Below are 20,266 nucleotides of genomic sequence, written 5' to 3' on the forward strand. Positions count from 1 at the left end.
CCGCAATGCCCGCCGCCGCCATCACCGCCATCGTCGTCAGCTATGACAGCGCCGAGGTCCTGCCCGCCTGCCTCGATGCGCTGGCCGGGGAGGGCGTGGGGGCTATCGTCGTCGACAATGCCAGCGGGGACGACAGCCGCGCGATCGCCGCGGCGAAGGGCGCGCGGGTGATCTCGAATGCCCGCAACGAGGGCTATGGCCGGGCCAACAATATCGGCGTCGCGGCAGCCGAGACGCCCTATGTGCTGATCGTCAATCCAGATCTCGAACTCGGGCGCGGCGCCGCTACGGCGTTGCTGGCGGGGGCCGAGCGCTATCCCGATGCCGGGATGCTGGCGCCACGCATCGTCGAGCCTTCGGGGCGTGTCTTCCTGCAGCCGCGCTCGCTGCTCTCGCCACCGCATCTCAATCGCTCCGGCACGATGGCGATCCCGGAGGGCGATGCCTGCCTGCCTTTCCTGTCGGGGGCCTGCCTGCTGATCCGGCGGGAGCTGTTCATCAGGCTCGGCGGCTTCGATCCGGCGATCTTCCTGTTCTATGAGGATGACGACCTGTGCCGGCGCATGCGCGATGCCGGCCATGCCCTCGTCCATGTTCATGAAGCGGAGGCGCGGCATGGCCGGGGCCGTTCGACGGCGCCGTCGCTGCAACGGCGCTTCAAGGCACGCTGGCACCTTGCCTGGTCCGAGCATTACATCGCCCGGAAATACGGGCTGGCCGGGCCGCGGCCGATCCGCCTGCTGGAGAATATCGGCAAGGCTGCGGGCTACGGGCTGCTGCTCAGGCGCGAGAAGATGTTTGCACATGCGGGCTCGGCTGCCGGTGCCCGTGCCTGGCGGCGCGGCGTGACGGCATTGGCGCATGAAGGGCTGAGGGAAACGCCATGAGCCGGCCCACGGTCGCAGAGGCGCTCGCCAACCCGCATAACAATTTCGGGCTGCTCCGGCTGGTGATGGCGCTTGCCGTTGTCGTGTCGCATGCCTTCAGCGTGACCGATGGGCGGGTGGAGCAGGAGCCCTGGTTCCAGACCACCGGGTTCACGCTGGGCGAGCACGCCGTCAACGGCTTCTTCGCGATCTCCGGCTTCCTGGTGACGATGAGCTTCGTCCGGCGCGGCTGGCGCGACTATGTCGTCGCGCGCTTTCTGCGAATCGCGCCGGGGCTGATCGCGGCGACGCTGGTCGTGGCGCTCGTGCTGGGCGGGCTGATGACGACGCTCGACCGATCCGCCTATTTCAGCGACCCGCGTTTGTGGCGCTTCATCACGGGCACGCTGACCACCTTCAAAAGCGCGGCAGCCTTGCCGGGCGTCTTCGAGAGCAACCCGCTGCCTTTCCCGCTGGGAACGGTCTGGACGCTGAAATACGAGACCTTGTGCTATCTCGGCGTGCTGGCTGCCGGTCTCGCCGGGCTTCTAGCCCGCCCGCGTCTCGCGCTGGCCGCAATGCTGGCGCTGACCCTCGCCGTCGTCCTGCGCGAGGTTATGGCGCCGCATGGGTCCAAAGGCACCGAGACGGCTTTGCGCCTGCCCCTGATCTTCCTCGCCGGTGGCGTCGTCTATCTTTATCGCGAGAAGGTGCCGCTTTCGCTGCCGCTGCTGGCTGTGGCTCTCTTGGCGTTGGTACCCCTGTCCTTCACGCCGCTCTACAAGGCGGCGCTCTATCTCGTCACGGCCTGGGGCGTCCTCGTGCTGGCGCTGGCGCCGGCCCTGACGCGGCGCTCGATCGAGCCGCCGGCCGATCTCTCCTATGGCGTCTATCTTTATGGCTGGCCGGTGCAGCAGGCCCTGCACGCGCTCTACCCGTCGCTCGGCGCGGTGGCGCTGCTCTGGCCGTCGCTCGCGGTGACGGTCGTCGTCGCGGCGCTGTCCTGGTACCTGATCGAGAAGCCGGCGCTCGGGCTCAAGCGCCGGTTGATGGGCGCTTCCTGAGCGCTTCCAGCAGCTGGTCGATCCGCTCGGAGAGCAGAAGCGGGATCAGGCGTTCGATCTCGGCGCGGGGGCGGTTCCACCATGCGGTTTCGAGCAAGGATGCGATCCGGGCCTCGTCGAAGCGCAACCTGACGACCCGTGCCGGGTTTCCGGCGACGATCGCATAGGGCGGCACGTCGCGCGTGACGACCGCGCGCGCCGCCACCACGGCGCCATGACCGATGGTGACGCCGGACATCACCATGCATTGCGATCCGAGCCAGACATCGTGGCCGATCACGACATCGCCGCGGGTCGTGTCATGGCCAGTCATCCCGGCAGCGGGAGGCCAGAGGCGAGGCAAAGCAGGGAAGGGGTAGGTCGTCGCCCAGTCGAGCCGGTGATTGCCGCCGAGCAGGATCTCGACGCCATCCGCGATGGAGCCGTAGCGCCCGATCACGAGCCGGGCGCCGCTTTCGGGAAAGCGCACTTTCGGACGACCATAGGTATAGGGGCAGATGGTGAATTGCCCCGGCCGCCGCGCGACGAGCTTCGCGAGGTGCAGCCGGGTCTGGTTGTCGGGGTTCAGCCGCTTGCGCAGCCAGCCGCGGGGAACCTGCGGCAGGCCTGCCCACCAGGCCTGAAGGCCTGACGGACGCCAGTGGCTGTCCTCGGGCGCGATCACACCCTGTTCTTCACTGCGCATCGGCCTTGAGATCGATCTTCTCGAAGATCTCCGTCGGCTCCGTCATGGTGATGACGTCCGCAAGGCCCAGCCCCGTCGCCGACTTGGCGTTGGCGGAGACCGTCAGGGTGCCGGGCTTGGCGACGAAGCGGGAGGCGGCGCCTGCCACGGCCTTGGCTCCGTCGGAGGGGCCGAGAATGGCGGCCAGCCCGAGGCTCGCGACCATCGTGAATTGCTGGCGGACGTCCTCCACCTTGCGCTTGGACTTGCGCGCCTCGTTCTCGATGAGCTTCTCGACCAGCCCGAAATTCTGCAGCTTGACCTGCAGGTTGCGGGCGGTGGCGCCGAGCGCGGCCACCTGGGCGAGGGCGAGGTCGCTGGCGAACAGGTCCTTGGTGACGTTGCCGAGCGTGCCGGAGGCCTCGATCTGGGCAAGGCCGGCGCTGCCGAAGGAGAGCGTGCGGATGGCGATCTCGTTCTTCGCGGCTTCCCAGGCGAGATCAAGCTTGGCCGAGAGATCGAGCGAGCGGATGCCCATCGCGATCATGTCCTTGGCCGCCGGGTTGCCGGTCGCCTCGGAGACCGGAGTGACGAGTTTGTCGATCGTCAGCGCGAGGCTGGTCGGGATGCCGTTGAGCTGCTCGCCCGCCTTGATCTCGAAGGTGCCGAGCGAGATCTTGACCGGCTCCTTGCCGGTGATGATTGCCGGTGCGTCGATCGAGATGCCCGCGAGGCGCACCGTGCCGAGCGTCGGGATGAAGCGGCGGAAATCGACCTCGTCCATCGGCTTGTCCGGTTCGGCCAGCGCCGCCCGCAACTCGCGGATGACGGAGCCGAAGGCGAAGCCGGAATAGGCGATCGAATCGATGCCGCCCTTGGCTTCGCCCGAGCGGAACTGGAAGCCTTCCATGGCGAAGCCGGATTTCGCCGGGGTGTTTTCGCCGAAGGCCATGCGGGCGATCCGCATGTCGACCGCGTCGACCTTGGCGCTGGCCTTCGGCGGCGGGCTCACGGTCATGACGAGATCGCGGGCCTCGCCGCTGCCGTATTCGAACATGTCGAAGAGCGCGAGCATCGAAAGGCCGAGCTGCCGTTCGGCCTCGGTCTTGGCCGGCGGCTTGTCGGCGTCGGTCTCCTTGTCGTCCTGCTTGCGCTCGACTTCCTCGCTCGCCTTGGCCAGTCGCGAGACCACGTCGAGGAGCGGCTCGGGGCCGACCCTGGCGGCAAAGCCGCGCGCCGTCGTCTTGCCGAGCGACATCTTGCCGGCCTTGCCCATGTCCAGGTTGTAGCCGTCCTGCTCGAAATTCCCGATGACGGGAAGCATCGCCTCGCTGGCGCCGGGCGCGGCCTTCTCGGTCAGCACGCGCGTGATCTGGCGCAGGTCGAAGGCGTCGAAGGCGGTGCGCTTCAATTCGCCCTTCATCGGGCCTGTGGCAGCGCCGTCGGCGGTGATGCTGGCGCTCGCCGATTCGCCATGGCCGATCTTGCCCTCGCGGATATCGGTCAGGCGGATGTCGCGGTAGACCGTGGTCTGCTTCTGGTCGCCGACCGTCTGTTCCAGCGACAGTTCGGGCGCGCTGATCTCGGCGGCGTTCAGTCGTGCAGCCCTGGCCGAAGCGGATTCGCTGGCGGAGGCGCCGGTGAACAGCGCCAGGAAGGCGTCCTTTTCCAGCGTCGAGCCCTTGATCGCGATCTTCGGCGCGTTGATCACGAGCTTGCCGAGGTCGATCCTGACATTGTCGAGCTGGAAATCGGCGGCCCAGGCGGAGGAGGCGAAGGACATCAGGACAGCCACCAGGGCCGTGCCGGCAAGGTGCGTCGTCCGACGAGGGCGCGCAACGATCATGGATATCTCCTGCTTCAATAGCCCGGCGAAACTGCCGCAAGCGGATGACGAAAGAAAGCCGTCAGGGGACGCCGCGTGGCATCCCGCATTCATATGATGACGAAAGGCTTGACCGAAAGGCGGCGAAGGCGGCCATCTGCCGAAGATTTGCCATCGGCCCCTTCTAGAGCGCAAGAGGTCATGGCCGCCACGGAGCCCAAAGCGATGCATGCCCTCAGAAACGCCCTCGCCGCCTTCGCGCTGGCGCTGGTCGCATTGGCACCGGCCGGACTGCAAGCGCAGGGCCAGCCGGCTGCTGCCGGGGGAGCGGGCCTCGAATCGCTCGTCATCGTCAGCGGCGACACGCGCCATGCCTTCCAGGTCGAGGTCATGCGCACGCCGGACCAGCGGGCCAAGGGCCTGATGTTCCGCAATTACATGCCGGCCGATCGCGGGATGCTGTTCGATTTCGCAGTGAGCGAGCCGGTGGCGATGTGGATGCAGAACACCTACATCTCTCTCGATATGCTGTTCATCCGGGCGGACGGCACGATCGCGCGCATCGCCGAGCGCACCGAGCCGCTCTCGACGCGGACGATTCCCTCGGGCGAGCCGGTGCTCTCCGTGTTGGAGATCAATGGCGGCGTCAGCAAGCAGCTCGGCATCAAGGCCGGCGACAAGGTCGAGCACGTGCTGTTCAAGCGTTGAGGGTGCCGGCGGCTGCGTCGCTGCACAAGCTGATGCCGCATGATTGGCTTTCGCTTGCGGGTTGCGCCTGTGGCATGATAGCGAACCGCAACGTTTCGAGTGCCGTCGGGGTATAGCGCAGCCCGGTAGCGCATCTGCTTTGGGAGCAGAGGGTCCCAGGTTCGAATCCTGGTGCCCCGACCACTGGAAACGTCATGCGGCAGCCCGATGTCGGGCTGCAGGGATTTTGGTGACGGCAGAGCGCTTTCATGACCGCACGCATTTATCGCCCGGCCCGCACGGCCATGCAGTCCGGCACGGCCAAGACCGAGCGCTGGCTGCTCGAATACGAGCCGGAGGCGCCGCGCCAGATCGAGCCTCTGATGGGCTGGACCTCGTCGTCGGACATGAAGAGCCAGCTCAAGCTCTGGTTCGACAGCGAAGCCGAGGCCGTCGCCTATGCCACGCGCAACGGCATCGCCTATCGCGTCGAGCAGCCGAACGAGGCCAAGCGCCGTTCACTGTCCTATTCCGATAATTTCAAGTTCTCGCGCGTCGGTCAGTGGACGCATTGAAGCCGACAGGCGAGGGGACATCCTCGCTTTCGGGCCCGTAGCTCAGATGGATAGAGCAGCAGCCTTCTAAGCTGCTGGTCGCTGGTTCGAATCCAGCCGGGCTCGCCATTTTCTTCAGAAATCCCAGACGCTTGCGCGTTCTGGCATCTGGGATTGCTACCGACATGCCAGGTCGGGGTAGCGCCGGGTAGCGCTCAACTGCTGGCTTCTTCAATCTGCTGATCCTCCCATTCGAAGACCGCGCCGGCTGACAGCGAGCGCGTCTCCGCCGCCGGCAGAGTCTCGCCGTGTCGTCAGTTTGAAGGATGCCCGACGCCGTTAGCGGTTCCTATCCTGCTTGGCGAGACGACACAGAACCACTGCCACCCGTGCATGTCGACATCCGGGTTTCGCAGAAGAGGATGTGCGGTTCGGGGAAGGCGAAAAGCGATGCTTCAAACGACCTTCATGCCGGCGATCCAAGGTTATCATTTCAGCAACAGCGACATAAAATGGGAGCTGCATCCCGGCGGGCCGCACGGAGAGAATCTGTGCGGCGGGATGGTCTACAGCGCGCTCGATCATCATTACGCCCGGAAATCCATCCCGAAGGATTCCGATCCTCCGCCGGTTCGTACGCCGCTCAACGCACACATCTATTCGCGCCAGGTAAGCGCCCATGCGTACACGGTGCCCCGCCTGATGCGCAGCACGATCTTTTTCATGTTCCATCAGTTGTATGTCGACAGCGTCGCCAGCGAATACGATTTGATCCGCCGCTCGATCGCCGCCAACCGGCCGGTTCCTCTTTTCCTGATCAAGCTCGGCGCATTCACAGGCCACCATGTCTTGGTCAGCGCCTGCCAAAGCTCGCCATCGCCGGGCGGGCCGATCCTCAAGCTCTACGACCCCAATAACGAGAACACCACAACCTTCATCTACGCGCATCCGACAACGAAGCGCTTCACGATCAGCGCATTGAACGCAACCGACTATCAGATCCGCGGGTTCTTCGTGGACCGGAACTACAGCTTCAAGCCGCCGCCGGACTTCCCCAAGCCGGCGCCGCCTCCCGGCCCTGCGCCCACGCCGCCACCAGGCCCGCGGCCGCCGCCCAGCCCGCCGCCTTTGCCAGGTCCGGTATCGAGGACGCACACGGTACAGCGAGGCGAAAACCTCAGTATGATCTCCCAGAAATATTATGGGACGCAGTCGAAATGGTCGGTGATCTACGCCGCAAACAGGGCGGTCATCGGCAACAATCCGAATCTCATCAAGCCGGGGCAGGTGCTGACGATCCCACCCTGATCGCGGCGTCGCCGCTGCAGTTCGCGCGGAGTCGCTTGACCTGATTCCGGAACGAGTCGCAGCTCTGCATCGATCCGGACTGGAAGCCGCTGGTGAACCATTTCATGCGCTGCGACGAGGAGCGCCGTTCGGCGCTCGCGTGCCAGTTGCTCGCCGCGACAATTCCGGTCGCTGGCGAGCATGGCCCGGGCAACTATCCCGGGATCGGAATCAACCTGTGTGGCTACCACCGGCGGCAAGGGACGCCGCCGCAGCCAAAGGATGACGCCGGCGGCTGAAGCCGCACTCCACCCCCATAGCGCGGGCCGTTGCCATAGCCTCGGTTGTACCCGCCGCGACCATAGCCATAGCCGTAGCCTCCACCGCCGCGGCCATAGCCGCCACCGCGGTAATGCCGCTGCCGGGCCGTGTTCTGCTGAATGATCATCAGACGTTCGCGTTTCGCAGCCGTCATCGAGAATTCGACGGGTGCGTTGTCGAGGCGCTGCGCGACACCAGAGGGTAAGGCTTCGCCTGCTTGAGCCGAGGCCACGATTGCAGCTAGGCCGATCCCCAGGAGGGCAGAGGTTACACCGCGATGCATGGCATTCTCCTTTTGCTTCAACGACAGAAGCACGCGGAAGCATAACGCAGGCTGAACGGAATTGTTCTCCTGCGTCGTCCAGTTCCCTCGCTTCCATCCGACGGAACAGGCGACCTTCACCCCGGTTATAGGAGCGGGGGCCGATGCGGAGTACAGCCATGTTGCGGTTCGTCGCCATCACCGCCCTCGCGGCGGCTCTTTCGTCCCCGGCCCTCGCGGAGCCCGGTTTCGTCAAGACGGTGAGCCTGGCCCCGCTTGGCTCCTCGTATGGGGTCGCTCCGAAGGCAGCGTGCGAACTGCCCGTCGATCTGTCGGCCCTTACAGCCCCGGTGGCGCCGGCAACGAGTCGGGCGATGACCTTGTCGCCGCGGATGATTCAGGCAATTCGAATCGGCGAAGACTCGTCCGACGATTGACGGCCTGCGTCGGCATTGCTGCCCCGTCATGCTTGCCGACCCTTCCCCGGCAGCGTAAACCCGCGCGGCCTCGCCTTGATCGCGCCCGAAAGGCCCGCCATCGGGCGGGAATCGACTTTCAGGACAGGTGCGGCCGGGCGGCCGCGGGGATGGATGATGTTTTCGCTCACGCCAGCGATCGACCGGGTCAGGGATGCGGCCTCCGGCAGCCATCTGCGCGCCTGCATCTTCCTCCTGCTCCTGTCGCTCGCCGCCTTCCTGCCAGGCTTCAGCACGCTCCAGCCGCTCGATCGCGACGAACCGCGCTTCGCGCAGGCGAGCAAGCAGATGCTCGAAACCGGCGATTTCGTCGATATCCGCTTTCAGGACGAAGCCCGCCACAAGAAGCCGGTCGGGATCTACTGGCTGCAGAGCGCGGCGGTGCGGGCGGGTGAGGCCGTCGGCATCCCCGAGGCGCGCACGCAGATCTGGCTCTATCGCATTCCCTCGCTGATCGGCGCGACCGCAACGGTGCTGCTGACCTATTGGGCGCTGCTGGCCTTCCTTTCGCCGCCACTCGCCCTGCTCGGCGGCGCCTTGATGGCGGCTGCGGTACTGCTCGGCGTCGAGGCGCGGATCGCCAAGACGGATGCGCTGCTGGCGGCCTGCGCCGTCGCGACGATGGGCGCGCTGGCGCGGACCTGGCTCGACTGGACGCGCTCGCTCGCCTTCGTGCCGGACCGGCGCAACTGGCTGGTGTTCTGGGGGGCAACCGCACTCGGCCTGCTGATCAAGGGGCCGATCGTGCCAATGGTCTGGGGCCTCGCCATTCTCGTTCTCAGCGCGAGCCAGCGCTCCTTCCGCTGGCTGAAGCCGCTGCGCTTCGGCCCTGGCCTGCTGCTTTGCCTCGTCGTCGCCTTGCCCTGGTTCGTCGCCATCATGGTCAAGACCGGCGGCAGCTTCTTCGCCGAGAGCGTCGGGCAGGACATGCTCGGCAAGGTCGCCGAGGGGCAGGAGAAGCATTGGGGGCCGCCCGGGCTCTACCTGCTGTTCTTCTTCGCGACCTATTGGCCGGCGGCAGCCTTCGCGGCGATGGCGGTGCCCTTCGCCTGGGTCAGGCGCAAGGAGCCGCAGATCCTGTTCCTGATCGCCTGGATCGTGCCGTCCTGGCTGGTTTTCGAGGCGGTGCCGACGAAGTTGCCGCATTACGTGCTGCCGCTCTATCCGGCGATCACCGCGCTGCTGCTGCTGGCGGTGCTGAACGGGGGAATCGACCGCCATCGACGCGGCGCCGTGCTGACCGCCTGCCTCGTCGTGATCGTGCCGCTGGCGCTGATGGCGACGATCCTGTTCGGCAACTGGACGCTCGACCGGGCGGTGCCGTGGCTGGCATTGCCGTTCTTCGCGCTCGTCCTGCTCTGCGCCGGCAGCGTCGTCGCGGCCTTCCGGCGGCTCGATTTCGAAGGCGCGCTCTGGCGCTGCGTGCTCGCGAGCCTGCTGCTGACGATCGCCGTCTATCCCTTCGCCATCGAGAGCCTGCGCTCGCTGAAGCTGTCGCCGCGTCTGGCGGAGACGCTCAAGGCTGCCGGCTGCGCCGATCCGGCCGTGGTAACGCTGGGCTATCGCGAGCCGAGCCTCGTCTTCCTGACCGGGACGAAGCTCGCGATGGCTGCAAGCGGCGCGGACGCGGCGGCCTTCCTGAATCAGCCCGGCTGCCGCGTCGCCTTCGTCGAAAGCCGCTTCGCCGACGATTTCAAGGCGGCCCTGGCGAGCCAGCCGGCGAAGCCGCGCCTGGTGACCACGATCAACGGTTTCAACCTCAATGGCGGGCGCAAGCTTGAGATCGCCGTGTTCGCCCGTTCGCCCGGTTGAGGCACCCTTGCTCTCGAAGCTCTTGCCCTATTCGCCGCGCTGACGCAGTTTGCGGGCCGTTTTTCCGGATGATGCCCCTTTGACCGAAACCTCTTCCCATCCGCTGCTCAGCGTCGTCGTGCCGGTGCGCAACGAAGTCGGCAACATCGCGCCGCTCGTCGCCGATATCGAGAAGGCCTGCGCGGCGATCGGCGCCTTCGAGGTCGTCTATGTCAATGACGGCTCGACCGACGGCACGGCTGCGGCGCTGGCCGAGCTCGCCGCGACGCGGCCCTGGCTGCGCGTCGTCACACACGCCCAGTCCTGCGGCCAGAGCGCGGCGGTGCGCAGCGGCGTGCGCCATGCCCGTTCGGCCATCGTCGCGACGCTCGACGGCGATGGCCAGAACGATCCCGCCTTCCTGCCGGAAATGGTCGAGGCCTTGCAGAAGGGCGGGCTCCAGGCCGGGATGGTGCAGGGGCAGCGCGTCGGGCGCAAGGATACCGGCTTCAAGCGCTGGCAATCGAAGGTCGCCAACGGCGTGCGTGTGCGGGTGCTGAAGGATGATACGCGCGACACCGGCTGCGGGCTGAAATGCTTCCGGCGCGAGGCCTATCTCGCCTTGCCGTATTTCGATGCGCTGCACCGCTTCATGCCAGCGCTGATGGCACGCGAGGGGCACAAGGTCCTGCATGTCGACGTGCGGGACCGGCCCCGGCTGACCGGCGTCTCGAATTACGGTTTCTTCGACCGGCTCTGGGTCGGCATCCTCGACCTGGCCGGCGTGTGGTGGCTGATCCGCCGGCGCAAGCGCGTGCCGCAGATCGTCTCGGAGACGATGTGATGCTGATCGATCTGCAGCAGACCATCGGCCGCTATTTCCACGATGTGTTCGTCAATAATGTCGACTGGTGGGTCCTGCTCGGCGTGGTCGCGCAGGGGCTCTTCACCATGCGCTTCGTGGTGCAGTGGTGGGCGAGCGAGAAGGCCCAGCGCTCGGTCGTGCCGATGACCTTCTGGTGGTTCTCGATCGGCGGCGGCCTGCTGCTGCTGATGTATGCGCTCTATCGGCGCGACCCCGTCTTCATCCTCGGCCAGGGCTTCGGCGTCTTCGTCTATATCCGCAACCTGCAATTCGTCCTGCGCGCCCGGGCGCGCGGCGAGGATACGAATTCCGGGCCGGGTTAGGCGGCCGCCTCAGCTCCGCGACGGTGCCGCCGGCTCGGCCGCCGCACCGTCGGCGGGCGAGGGCAGCTTGTCGGCTGCGGGCGGCTGTGGCTTGCGCATCGCGGCGGAGTAGGCCGGGTAGCGCTCGCGATAGGCCTTCAGGAATTCCGAAAGCGTGTCGGCATTGGCGGTGGCGCGCGCCATCTCGCGGATGTCGGAGGCGCGCGTCCGGTCGGCCCCGGTGACGAAGGCGAAGGTCCTTGCATCGGCGCCCCGCGCCATCTTCGGGGCGAACTTGCTGCGAAGCCGGTCGAGCGACAGGCTCTCGCTCGCCATCACATAGGAGACGCCGGCCCGCATCACGTCGGCGCGCTCGCCGTCGCCGAGCGCGTCGTCGCCGCGCCAGCTTTCGTCGAGCAGGCGCTCATAAGCCTCGCCCGCCTCGCGCCAGCGGCGCCCCGTCCAGTAGATGTCGGCGCGCAGCCTGTCGATCTCGGGGCCGCGCTCGGCTTCCAGCATCTCCAGCGCCTGGTCGGTGCGTGAGAGATCGGAGAGCGCCTTGGCCTCGAGCAGCAGGCGCGCGCGCTTGACGTCGGCGGGCAGTTCGACGAGCCGGGTGGTGTTGAGCGCGCGGATCGCATCGGCCGGCTTGCCGTTCATCAGGTCGATCATGGCAAGCCGGGCCGCGACCGTGGAACGCGCCGCGCCGGTGAGACGCCGGTCCATCTGGTACTTCAGGATCTCCGAGGCCTGGTCGAGCAGGTCGAGCTCGACGAGGCGATCGGCGAGCAGGCGGGTGATCTCGTCGCCGCGCCGGCCGATCGGCAGGAATTCCTTGAAATCGTAGAACAGGGCGAGCGCCTCGATGCGCGGCAGCTTGCCGAGCCCGCTGCCGCTGAACAGCTCTGCAAAGCGTTGGGCGGTCTCATCATGCATGCGCCGCGTCAGCGGATCATCGGTGAAGTTCTCGTTGGCGCGGCGCGCGACCATGAAGGCGTCGCGCCAGCGCTGCTGGTCGGCATAGAGCCGGCCGAGCTCGGCCAGAGCCTCGATCTCCAAGCGGCCGCCGCGCCAGATGACGGAGACCGTCTCCAGCCGGGCGATGGCTTCCTCGGGCTTGATGTCGGTGCGCTTCTCGGTGTCCGCGAGCTTGACCGCGCGCAATTGTGCTTCCGCTGCGATCGGACGGCTCTTCGCCTCGAAGAGCGGCTTGTAGCCGTTCATCGCCGCTTCCGGGCGGCCGCCGACATCGTCGAGCCGCGCCTGCAGCAGGGCGAGATGCTCCTGGTCGAAGCTGCCGCGCGGCATGTCGGCCAGCGCCTGGATCTGACGCTCGGCGACGCCGATATCCTGCTGGGTCAGAGCAGCGCGGGCCATCGCCTCGCGGAACTCGCCCTGGAGGTCGGCCGGGTAGTGGTCGAGCACGGCTTCGGCGCGGCGGAAGCCGACCAGGGCCTGGGCGTTGCGATTCAGGCGCTGCTCGATCAGCGCCCGCCAGAGTCCCGTCTCGGCATCGTCCTTGATCGGGCCGGCATCGAAGGCGGTCAATGCCTGCTGGTCCCGGTGCATCCCGGCGGCGATGACGCCCTTGAGGAAGAGCGCCTCGCGGTTGCCGCGCATGGAGGCATCGTCGGCCAGGAGGGCATTCAGCGGGCCGGCAGCCTCGGGCATCAGGCCGTTGGCGGCATAGAAGCGGGCAAGCGCCAGCCGGGCTTCGGATTTGCGGCTGCGCGAGGCATCGGTGACGTCGAGCAGCAGCGCACGGGCGCGGTCGCGCGGGTTGCCGATGCGCAGCTTGGCCCAGGCATCGCCGTCGAGCAGCGGCGCGGCGTCCTGTTTCCCGGCCGTCTCCTCGGCCTTCCCGCTGGGCTCGCCGATATCGAGGGAGACGTTGAGCCCGCCATTGCGGCCGACCCGGACCTGCTCGGTGCCGGCACGGACGGCGACATCGTCGGCATGCGGCTGGATTGCCAATCCCTGCGCGGTCTGAAGCAGGCCGAATTCGACGAACTGATAGGGTTTGGGTGTCAGCCTTGTCGGGCCTGTCGCGGTGGCGACGGCGACAGGCAGGCCGGCTGGGCCCGATTCGAGCCAGTGAATGCCGGTCAGGCCGGCGAGCGGCACGGCGACGATGGTCTGGCCGCGGTCGTCCATGCTGCGCTGCGGCTCGACCGGAGCGGCGGGCCGGCCGGCATCCTCGCCGAGGTCGAGCGACCAGACCGGGCCGTTGTCGAAGATCCGCGTCAGCGGCTGGCCGGCAAGCCTGAGCCTGACCAGCGTGACCTTGCCCTCGCGGGTCACCGTGCTGTCCTCGATCAGCTTGGGCATCAGCCCGGCGAGCTTGGCGGGGTCGATGGTGTCGCGGGTGTCGAAGACCAGCGTCATCACGCCGGCATCGAGGAAGGCCGCCGCGCCGGTCGGCCGGGTGAAGCGGAAGTCGAGGCGCTTGCCCTCGACCGTGATCGCGACCGGGCCCGGCGGCACCTCGGGAGCGGCAGGAGTTGCGACAGCGGCTTGGGTGACAGGCTCTGCCGGCTTGACCACGGGCGCGGTTGCCGCGGGCTTGGCGGGGGGCTCCGCTGCTGCCGGCGTTGTGCCCGGGACGGGGGCCGGTGGGGGGGACGGCTTGCTCAGATCGGCGAGCGACAGCGCTTCCTGCTTCACTGGCCGGAGCAGGTCGACCACCAGCCCGGTCTCATCGCTGAAGCTGCGGGCCTGCCAGTCCTTGGGCAGGGTCAGGGCCAGGCTCAGCGCCTCCTTGCCGGCATCCAGCCCGGCGAAGCCGATATCGGCCGGCAGGGCGCTGCGGATGGCACCGGCCTCGACATTCATCGGCCGGTCGAAGACCAGCTTCAGCGTTCCATCCGACAGGTCGCTGGTGAGCTTCGTCTCGGCCGGGGCCTTGAAGATCAGGCGCTCCAGCGTCGGGAGGCTCGCCACGCGCATCGTCAGCACCGCCGGAGGCGCGACCGGCTGGCGTGCGGCTTCCCTGGCGCGGGCCTCGGCGAGGCGCAGGCGCTCGGTGAGCTCGGCGATGGCTTCCGGCGGAGGGCCGGGCATGACGCCGGTCCAAGTCTGCGGCAGCAGATCGATGAAGGCCTTGTCGCCGGCCTCGATCAGATTGGCCTTGTAGGCTTGCGTCAGCGCGAAGCGCATGCCGCGCCCGTCGGGGTCGACGCGGGCAATGGAGATGTAATTGGGCAATTCGCGGGCGATGCGTGCGGCATCGACCTGGACCTGGCCGCCGAAGGCGACGATCAGCACGCCGCTGGAGACGCGGATGCGGGTCTGGATCGGCTCATCGAAGGTGAGGGACAGGCGGCCGAAGCCGGCCGGCATGGCCTCGCCGCGCAGTTTCGCGCCAGCCGCAAGGGCACGCGTATCCAGGCCGGCGGCGAGCGCGAGAGCGGCCAGCCCGATACCGAAGGCGAGGGAGCGCGACAGACGCAAACCGTGATACTCGACCCAACGCGACACTGGGCCTCGCCACGCCCTGAGATGTGGCGGCCCTCCGGCACGCTAGCGCGTCAACCATAATGGCGTCTTAACGCTCTCATCTCTCAGACCCCAATGTTTACGGGTTTTTTGGCCAGTCGGCTTTTCACTGCTTAAGAAATTTTGCGGAGGCATGTTCTTCGCCCGTTCCGCGAGAGGCCAGACGCTGGTCAATGTGGCCGCGGTATTTCATCACCATCTGGATCGACATGCCGACCATCGCGGCGATCTGCTGATAACTCTATCGCGCGGACGACCCGGGCGAAGCGCGGGGCTGCCTGACAGATCGCTCGGAACGCCCTTCGCAAGCGCGCGGCCAATCGTCCGCGCGTCGGGAAGCCCGATCGTCAAAGTCCGCTGGATGGATTGCGCTTCGCCGGTCGATGCTCCGACCATCTGCTTATTGGAGGAAGCCTAGCAGGTTGTGGCGTTGACGATCACCCGGTGTGCATCAACATCCAGACCGCAGGTTGGCCGGCTTCCAGGGCTGGCGCGATCGAGCCGGATCGGCCCAACAAGTCTTCCGCTGCGCACCGCAATTGGCCCCTTGCCGCCCTGGAAGTTCGCCCTCGCAACACTAATGTCGGAGACGTCCTGGTCGTAACCATCAACTCCAATGTTCGCCGCGCCCGCACCTCGGCCATTGATCTCTTCGAACCGGATGCTTCGCAAAGGTCCGCGCGCGTAATTGGCCTGCGGAGTAGTATTGAGCCAGACGTGGTGCCGGACCGGCCGGTCTGAATCCAAGCGTCCAACAGACGAATCGGTCACGCTCGAGAGATGCACCGCATCATGACTAGATGTGCCGTCTCGCGCTTCCCTGACACCAATTGAGATATGGCCGGCCTGGAACCCGTCGGTGCATTCGATCAGCACACCTTGCTCGTTCGTGCTCGGAGCGTTGCCAAAGTGGCAGTCATAGATTTCAGCCCGCTTGAGGGTGATGTTTCGAGCCCTGGACCCGTCGCGGCCTGGCTTGCACTTGAACCCGGAGCGGCGAGAGCGACGCGAGATGAAGAGCTCAACCGTGATGCCGGCCGATTCCAGTTCGAAGGTGTTCTTGATCGGACCGCCAATTCGCATCCCGTGCGAGGGGGTGTCGTTTGCCTCGATCCGGCGGAACGTCAGATCTCTGGCACCGTTGCAGAGAACCGCATTGCCGCCGACCTCGGCAGGCTCGGCTCCGTCCGCAAAGCCGGTCTGCTGAACGTCCTCAATGGTTCCCGTTTGGACATTGCGGAGATATAGGCCAAGGACGGCCTTCTTGAAGCGACACGTCCCGATTGAGACGTCTCGCAAGGGATTGGGTTGCCCGGCAGCCACCGAGAATTGAGTAAAAAGAACGGCGGAGTCGATATTTTCTGTTTCTATTCTGCTCAGACGGAAATGGCCTGCGCTATCGTCGGAAGGAGTCGGTCTGCTCTGGTTGCCGACAAAGAGGATCGCGGCATCGAGATCCGAAACCTTGTTCTTCATCCGGCGCGCGGCATGAACCTTGATCGAGTCGACGTTCGCTCGGTCGAAAAAGCGAACCAGACGATTGAAGTTCGCCCCTTCGCTGAGTTCGATATCGAGATCGTTCACCGCGGCATCGGTGCCGAACGTCATCAGATAGCGCCCGCGAGCGATTGGCTTCGTTCGGAGGAAGCGCGCGCCGGCAAGGTCTAGTCGGCAGCCATCGGGTATTTCAACCATCGCATCGCTATCGAGGCGGTAGACATCACCCTTATTTCCTCTGATCAGCGCGCTGGGCTGCTGCCGAGCTTGCTTCGTGAGAGCCAACCACCCCTCTGTTTCGTCCGCCAATCCATCGCCGCGAATGCCGAAATCGCGCACATTCAGCGCTGTATGGCCGCGAGCCTTCGGTGTGAGCGCTAGGCTCCCGAGCCCCGCTAGAAACAGTCGCCGCGTGGCTACCATCTTACCTCGTAAATTGCCGCTGCTAACGCAATCCGATCTATGAACGCACCGGCTACGAACCGCTCATTGGGATGCTTGGACGATTGATCGCTCGGGCGTCCTAGTGCCCAAAGGGCCAATTCCGCATGCATTTCTGGATGGATGCATGCCTTTATGTCCGGGAAAACGTGGCTATCGAGAATAAGTTGGGCAGCTTTTTGCCTACGGGCGTTTGGCGATATTTGGTCTGCGTCCATCTGGAATGCTCTTTTATTGTTTGTGAATTGTACGAGCTTGTCGAATTCCATAGGCTGACGCGGTTTAAATCCGTCCTGATAATTGTGATCGCTATCGGCGAATTTCATTTCACGAGGAAATCTGTCAAAACGCCAGATTGCTCCGAATAGAGGCGTATCGGCGATGCTGGGTGCCAGCTTCTTGATCGCTCCAAAGACCACGCGCTCTGACAATCGGTCGAAAGCATACAGCGCTGCGGCAAACTGAGCCACCCGTTCATCCAACAGCGGGTAACACATGAACGCTTTCGAGGTGAGATCGAGAGCGCTTGGCGCGCTAAACAGACCGAGCCGAAAATCACGGTTTGGGTAAAAGTGAACGTCTAGAGGTTCTTTTGCCAGATGTGGAAGGCGGTCTCTCAAATAGGTATCAATGGTTCGCGTGGTCGTGTCGGTAGCTGATGCTGTCGCCAGTGGAGAGATAATTGCATTGTGCATGGCCCGATTTAGTATTTTGGGGTCGCGCGACATGGTTCGTTGTGACCCGCCTCGAAGCAGGTGTCCGTGCCCATGGAAGTTCGCGTGGTGAGAAGTGAAGGCTAATTCGTGACAGTATGCGTATTGAGCGGAGAAGGATGGTCCTAGGCCATCTGAACACAGCAGCGCGTGCGAGAGGGCATTGAGGGGGTCGGTGATCAGCGCCTGATCGCGAAACTCGAAGTCTGCGCCAACGGCGGTTGCAATCTCCCGGGCAACGACCCCTTCACCAGTCAAGCCGTTACCAAAATTGAACGCTGAGAGCCCTCTGGGTCCAACGCTGCGCAAGGCAGCTATCACCGTGCGGCTGTCCTTGCCGCCGGACATAAATATTCCTGAAGTGGCCCGCTCTGCCGGCCAACAAGCATCCCTAAGAATTTCAGCCAAAGCTGCGGCCTTCTCATCAAGCGGCCGATCTTGCGGAATGGGGTCGAGTGGCGGTGTCGGATGCTCCGCAAATGTGTATTCGCCAGCGCGTAGCAGCACGCTAGTGCCAGGCGGGAGTGCTCGTGTGTTTTGGAATGGGGACAGGCCGTCGACCGCATATCCCGCGGCAATGTACTTCGGCAGGTAATCGATCTCGGGTCTAAAGCCCTTCGACAGAACCGAGGCAGCGTAGGTCAGGCGCGGCCGATTGCCGGCGACACAGAAGCCATCACGATTCTTGGCGACGAACGTCGTGATAGCCGGCGGGGTCGTGCTCCATGCCGTGGCAGTGTTGGCGTCCGGCGCGATCCAGGCCCAGGAGGCTACCCCGCCAGGGCTTTCTGAGAACGAGAGCCGTCCATTCTTGACGTGGGATATTCGATTGATCCCTCCCGTGAGGCCGAGCAATCCTCGGCCTGCATAGTTGGAGCAGAGGAAGGTGCCCTTGTCGTTGGACGAATAATGACCAGGGTTCACGTCTCCGACGAGCGATGCGTAAGGCGTCGCCCAGTAGCAGAGCAGAACTTTGTCCGAAGGTTGAATGATGGTCGGCGCTGTGAAGCCGGATGGCAAAAGTGACGACGCTGAAGAGATGAAATGGCCAATGTCTACAAGATATGCCGGGTTCCTTATGGAGAAAAGTAGGTAGGCATACATTCGGCTTCTCTCGCCTCCCGAGGCAAAGAATGATCTCGGAATCTTTGAGGCATCCCACGGGCACTAGCAAGAGGGTTCACGGTCTGGGCGGCTGCGGCTCCTATAGTAGGTAAAGTACTCTTGCCTTAAATCCGCCGCCAACCGGGAGCGTCTGCAATCATCTGCCGGTCTGGAGCCCGTCATGGACGACCTGTCCTACATCATCCATGACCTCGTTACGAAAGCGCGGCGGATTTCGCGAGGCGCAGGCTACTGCGCTGTAGCTATCGTCGTGGCCTTCTTCGCTTGGCGATGGAGCCACTGACGGTCCCGGTCGGGCCATTCTCCTGGTTGGGGATGGTCTGCGGCGTGATCCTTTCAGCCACGGGAACGCTCGTCGCCGCCGCGGGCAAGGCGCCGGTTCCGATCGCGGCCTTCTTCGTGCTGGTCACGCTGGTGCTGGCCCTGCACATCATCACCGAACGCGTGCGCTGGATCGGCGAGCGGATCGAACGCGGGACGATGTTCCTGCGGGAGCGATGCCTGTCATGGTGCGAGCTCTCGCAGTTCGGTGTGGAACCGACGGGCTACTGCTGGACTTCCGGCTTTGCCGGTCCCCGAATCCGCTTTTCGCCCTATGATAACGGCTTCGATCAGCTCGTGGCGAAGGTGCGCCGCCATCTGCCTGACGACACGCTGCCGGCCGAGGGCATGTCGAATACCGAGCATGCTCTCGCCCTCGTCAAATCGGGCTGAGACGCCATCTTCGCGCTCAGCGCTGCGGCGCGGGGGCGATCGCCGGGAGTTCGTTGCCGGGCAGGGGGGCTTCGTTCGCCACGCGCTCGATGCCGGCGCCGCGCCCGCCCGTCGCGAGCGCGACGGTCAGCTTCTCGGCGCGGTCGGGCGACATCGCCGCCATCACCTCGGACATCTTGCGCGGGTTCATCTGCTGGACCACCGGCACGAGCACGTCGAGGCCGAGACGGTCGAAGACACGGGCGGCGTCCTTCGGCTTCATCGCCTCGTACATGATGACGAGGTTTTTGATCGCCTTGGCTTCCTCGACAGCGAGCTTGCCGGCCGGGCCGCCGGCCTTCTCTTCGAGGACCTTGAGGTCGCCGACGCGTCCGTCGAGCTTCTTCTCGGCGGAGTTCAGCAGGCGCTCGCGCATCTCGAGCTCGCGCATCCGGCCTTCCAGCTCCTCGCGCCGTTCGCCGAGGCGCTCCAGGAGAGCCTTCTCGGCCGGCGATACCGGCTGGACCGAGCCGTTCATGATGCCGGCCTTGTTGTTGGGGTTGGCGGCGCGTGTGGCTTCGGCCTTGGCCTCGGCTTCCTTCTTCTCCTGCTCCTTCTTCGAATCGGGAGCAGGTACGGAGCCGGTCGTCTCGGGATCGAAGACGTCGGGCGCATGGGCCCGCGCGATGATCTTGGCGAGACCCCAGATCTTGGGATCGTTCATGGCCCCGTCCTTGACCGTGGGGGTTTGTGCCATGAGCGGCAGATCGGCCGGAATGTGGCCGGGGGCGGGCTCCGCCGTCCAGGCAAGCAGCTTCAGCGCCAGGAGACCCATGGCGCCGAGAATCACTGCTGGCAGGAGGCGGGGCCGTTCGATCACGCAGCCTGTTCCTCGAGGCGGCGGGCAGCGCGGGCGCGGATGGCGGCGGCGGACTGGGCCGCGCTCTCAAGGCGGGAGACCGGTGCGGGAGCGGCGGGCGCCTCGACCGGGACCTCCTTGGCGCCGACGAGGGTCGCGGCGCTGACGATCTGGCCGATGCGCTCCATCACCGCCTGGCCGGCTTCGACCTGGGCGGCGAGATCGGCGGCGTAGCGCTCGGCCGTGCGCAGGCGCTCTTCCAGCGTCCGGTCGCAATCGCCCAGCGTCGACTTGAGGCCGGCGATGGCGCGCTCGGCATTGTCCGTCGCGGTGATCAGTGCGCCGACGGTCTGGCGCATGCCGGCCTCGTCCGCCTTCAGGCGCTCGATGCGCCTGGTCAGAATGAAGCAGGTGACGATGGTGGCGACGAGGAGGCTGGCGACAAGCACGTCGGCGATGAGATTGATCGTCATGTGTCC

General features: G+C 65.6%; 19 protein-coding genes and 2 tRNA genes. 13 read left to right on the plus strand and 8 right to left on the minus strand.

Features of this window, described 5'->3' with window-relative positions; genetic code table 11:
• Nucleotides 1–5 precede the first annotated feature (5 nt).
• Nucleotides 6–887, plus strand: coding sequence for a glycosyltransferase family 2 protein (locus tag ASE61_RS10895; RefSeq protein WP_061966900.1), 882 nt, complete (start codon nt 6–8; stop codon nt 885–887).
• Nucleotides 884–1,930: an acyltransferase family protein gene (locus ASE61_RS10900; RefSeq protein WP_061966901.1), complete on the plus strand. Its 1,047-nt coding sequence runs from the start codon at nt 884–886 to the stop codon at nt 1,928–1,930. The genes ASE61_RS10895 and ASE61_RS10900 overlap by 4 nt, the downstream gene beginning before the upstream one ends.
• Here the strand turns inward: ASE61_RS10900 and ASE61_RS10905 are convergent.
• Both ASE61_RS10905 and ASE61_RS10910 read right to left on the minus strand, forming a co-directional pair.
• A complete protein-coding gene (locus ASE61_RS10905) occupies nt 1,902–2,615 on the minus strand; it encodes a CatB-related O-acetyltransferase (protein WP_082617360.1) in 714 nt (237 codons plus the stop codon). The genes ASE61_RS10900 and ASE61_RS10905 overlap by 29 nt on opposite strands.
• Nucleotides 2,605–4,440: a hypothetical protein gene (locus ASE61_RS10910; RefSeq protein WP_061966902.1), complete on the minus strand. Its 1,836-nt coding sequence runs from the start codon at nt 4,438–4,440 to the stop codon at nt 2,605–2,607. Before ASE61_RS10910 ends, ASE61_RS10905 begins: the two co-directional genes overlap by 11 nt.
• A gap of 204 nt (nt 4,441–4,644) precedes the next feature.
• On the opposite strand from ASE61_RS10910, the gene ASE61_RS10915 reads away from it, so the two are divergent.
• From ASE61_RS10915 to ASE61_RS10935, 5 genes are all read left to right on the plus strand, one after another.
• Nucleotides 4,645–5,127: a DUF192 domain-containing protein gene (locus ASE61_RS10915; protein ID WP_082617397.1), complete on the plus strand. Its 483-nt coding sequence runs from the start codon at nt 4,645–4,647 to the stop codon at nt 5,125–5,127.
• A gap of 106 nt (nt 5,128–5,233) precedes the next feature.
• Nucleotides 5,234–5,310 (plus strand) — tRNA-Pro (locus tag ASE61_RS10920).
• 65 nt (nt 5,311–5,375) lie between these two features.
• Complete coding sequence (locus tag ASE61_RS10925) at nt 5,376–5,681, plus strand: ETC complex I subunit (RefSeq protein WP_061966904.1); 306 nt, start codon at nt 5,376–5,378, stop codon at nt 5,679–5,681.
• A gap of 31 nt (nt 5,682–5,712) precedes the next feature.
• Nucleotides 5,713–5,789: transfer RNA gene (locus ASE61_RS10930), tRNA-Arg, on the plus strand.
• A 321-nt stretch (nt 5,790–6,110) separates the two neighbouring features.
• A complete protein-coding gene (locus tag ASE61_RS10935; RefSeq protein WP_061966905.1) occupies nt 6,111–6,968 on the plus strand; it encodes a LysM peptidoglycan-binding domain-containing protein in 858 nt (285 codons plus the stop codon).
• Here the strand turns inward: ASE61_RS10935 and ASE61_RS27560 are convergent.
• Complete coding sequence (locus ASE61_RS27560; protein ID WP_156407045.1) at nt 6,934–7,074, minus strand: hypothetical protein; 141 nt, start codon at nt 7,072–7,074, stop codon at nt 6,934–6,936. The genes ASE61_RS10935 and ASE61_RS27560 overlap by 35 nt on opposite strands.
• On the opposite strand from ASE61_RS27560, the gene ASE61_RS26800 reads away from it, so the two are divergent.
• From ASE61_RS26800 to ASE61_RS10960, 5 genes are all read left to right on the plus strand, one after another.
• Nucleotides 7,061–7,246, plus strand: coding sequence for a hypothetical protein (locus ASE61_RS26800; protein ID WP_061966906.1), 186 nt, complete (start codon nt 7,061–7,063; stop codon nt 7,244–7,246). The genes ASE61_RS27560 and ASE61_RS26800 overlap by 14 nt on opposite strands.
• A gap of 463 nt (nt 7,247–7,709) precedes the next feature.
• Nucleotides 7,710–7,967: a hypothetical protein gene (locus ASE61_RS10945; protein ID WP_156407046.1), complete on the plus strand. Its 258-nt coding sequence runs from the start codon at nt 7,710–7,712 to the stop codon at nt 7,965–7,967.
• Between the two features lie 156 nt (nt 7,968–8,123).
• The gene (locus tag ASE61_RS10950; protein WP_244492797.1) at nt 8,124–9,818 is read left to right on the plus strand and encodes an ArnT family glycosyltransferase; all 1,695 of its coding nucleotides are present in this window, start codon (nt 8,124–8,126) and stop codon (nt 9,816–9,818) included.
• A gap of 79 nt (nt 9,819–9,897) precedes the next feature.
• Nucleotides 9,898–10,641, plus strand: a complete 744-nt coding sequence (locus ASE61_RS10955; RefSeq protein WP_061966909.1) for a glycosyltransferase family 2 protein — start codon at nt 9,898–9,900, stop codon at nt 10,639–10,641.
• On the plus strand, nt 10,641–10,985 hold the full coding sequence (locus ASE61_RS10960; protein WP_091856542.1) for a lipid-A-disaccharide synthase N-terminal domain-containing protein: 345 nt from the start codon (nt 10,641–10,643) through the stop codon (nt 10,983–10,985). Before ASE61_RS10955 ends, ASE61_RS10960 begins: the two co-directional genes overlap by 1 nt.
• A 9-nt stretch (nt 10,986–10,994) precedes the next feature.
• Here ASE61_RS10960 and ASE61_RS10965 read toward each other — a convergent pair whose 3' ends face one another.
• The 3 genes from ASE61_RS10965 to ASE61_RS26405 form a co-directional block, all read right to left on the minus strand.
• On the minus strand, nt 10,995–14,441 hold the full coding sequence (locus ASE61_RS10965; RefSeq protein ID WP_156407047.1) for a tetratricopeptide repeat protein: 3,447 nt from the start codon (nt 14,439–14,441) through the stop codon (nt 10,995–10,997).
• 432 nt (nt 14,442–14,873) lie between these two features.
• Nucleotides 14,874–16,295: a hypothetical protein gene (locus tag ASE61_RS10970; protein WP_156407048.1), complete on the minus strand. Its 1,422-nt coding sequence runs from the start codon at nt 16,293–16,295 to the stop codon at nt 14,874–14,876.
• Nucleotides 16,296–16,372: 77 nt separating this feature from the next.
• Nucleotides 16,373–18,214 carry a hypothetical protein gene (locus ASE61_RS26405; protein WP_156407049.1) on the minus strand — a complete coding sequence of 614 codons (1,842 nt, stop codon included), beginning with the start codon at nt 18,212–18,214 and terminating at the stop codon, nt 16,373–16,375.
• Between the two features lie 348 nt (nt 18,215–18,562).
• Here ASE61_RS26405 and ASE61_RS10980 point away from each other — a divergent pair, with 348 nt between their 5' ends.
• Nucleotides 18,563–18,949 carry a hypothetical protein gene (locus tag ASE61_RS10980; RefSeq protein WP_156407050.1) on the plus strand — a complete coding sequence of 129 codons (387 nt, stop codon included), beginning with the start codon at nt 18,563–18,565 and terminating at the stop codon, nt 18,947–18,949.
• A 16-nt stretch (nt 18,950–18,965) separates the two neighbouring features.
• Here the strand turns inward: ASE61_RS10980 and ASE61_RS10985 are convergent, their stop codons facing one another.
• Together ASE61_RS10985 and ASE61_RS10990 are read right to left on the minus strand one after the other, a co-directional pair.
• On the minus strand, nt 18,966–19,808 hold the full coding sequence (locus ASE61_RS10985) for a MotE family protein (RefSeq protein ID WP_061966914.1): 843 nt from the start codon (nt 19,806–19,808) through the stop codon (nt 18,966–18,968).
• Nucleotides 19,805–20,260, minus strand: a complete 456-nt coding sequence (locus ASE61_RS10990) for a DUF6468 domain-containing protein (RefSeq protein ID WP_061966915.1) — start codon at nt 20,258–20,260, stop codon at nt 19,805–19,807. Before ASE61_RS10990 ends, ASE61_RS10985 begins: the two co-directional genes overlap by 4 nt.
• Between the last annotated feature and the right edge of the window lie 6 nt (nt 20,261–20,266).

Origin of the sequence: Allobosea sp. Root670 (genome assembly GCF_001429415.1) — a bacterium.
Taxonomy (GTDB): Bacteria; Pseudomonadota; Alphaproteobacteria; order Rhizobiales; family Beijerinckiaceae; genus Allobosea; species Allobosea robiniae.

Bases quoted from the DNA above. Each gene is read 5' to 3' on its own strand.
- ASE61_RS10895 (WP_061966900.1), top strand. From the start codon at position 6: ATGCCCGCCGCCGCCATCACCGCCATCGTCGTCAGCTATGACAGCGCC.
- ASE61_RS10900 (WP_061966901.1), top strand. From the start codon at position 884: ATGAGCCGGCCCACGGTCGCAGAGGCGCTCGCCAACCCGCATAACAAT.
- ASE61_RS10905 (WP_082617360.1), bottom strand. From the start codon at position 2,615: ATGCGCAGTGAAGAACAGGGTGTGATCGCGCCCGAGGACAGCCACTGG.
- ASE61_RS10910 (WP_061966902.1), bottom strand. From the start codon at position 4,440: ATGATCGTTGCGCGCCCTCGTCGGACGACGCACCTTGCCGGCACGGCC.
- ASE61_RS10915 (WP_082617397.1), top strand. From the start codon at position 4,645: ATGCATGCCCTCAGAAACGCCCTCGCCGCCTTCGCGCTGGCGCTGGTC.
- ASE61_RS10925 (WP_061966904.1), top strand. From the start codon at position 5,376: ATGACCGCACGCATTTATCGCCCGGCCCGCACGGCCATGCAGTCCGGC.
- ASE61_RS10935 (WP_061966905.1), top strand. From the start codon at position 6,111: ATGCTTCAAACGACCTTCATGCCGGCGATCCAAGGTTATCATTTCAGC.
- ASE61_RS27560 (WP_156407045.1), bottom strand. From the start codon at position 7,074: ATGAAATGGTTCACCAGCGGCTTCCAGTCCGGATCGATGCAGAGCTGC.
- ASE61_RS10945 (WP_156407046.1), top strand. From the start codon at position 7,710: ATGTTGCGGTTCGTCGCCATCACCGCCCTCGCGGCGGCTCTTTCGTCC.
- ASE61_RS10950 (WP_244492797.1), top strand. From the start codon at position 8,124: ATGTTTTCGCTCACGCCAGCGATCGACCGGGTCAGGGATGCGGCCTCC.
- ASE61_RS10960 (WP_091856542.1), top strand. From the start codon at position 10,641: ATGCTGATCGATCTGCAGCAGACCATCGGCCGCTATTTCCACGATGTG.
- ASE61_RS26405 (WP_156407049.1), bottom strand. From the start codon at position 18,214: ATGTATGCCTACCTACTTTTCTCCATAAGGAACCCGGCATATCTTGTA.
- ASE61_RS10990 (WP_061966915.1), bottom strand. From the start codon at position 20,260: ATGACGATCAATCTCATCGCCGACGTGCTTGTCGCCAGCCTCCTCGTC.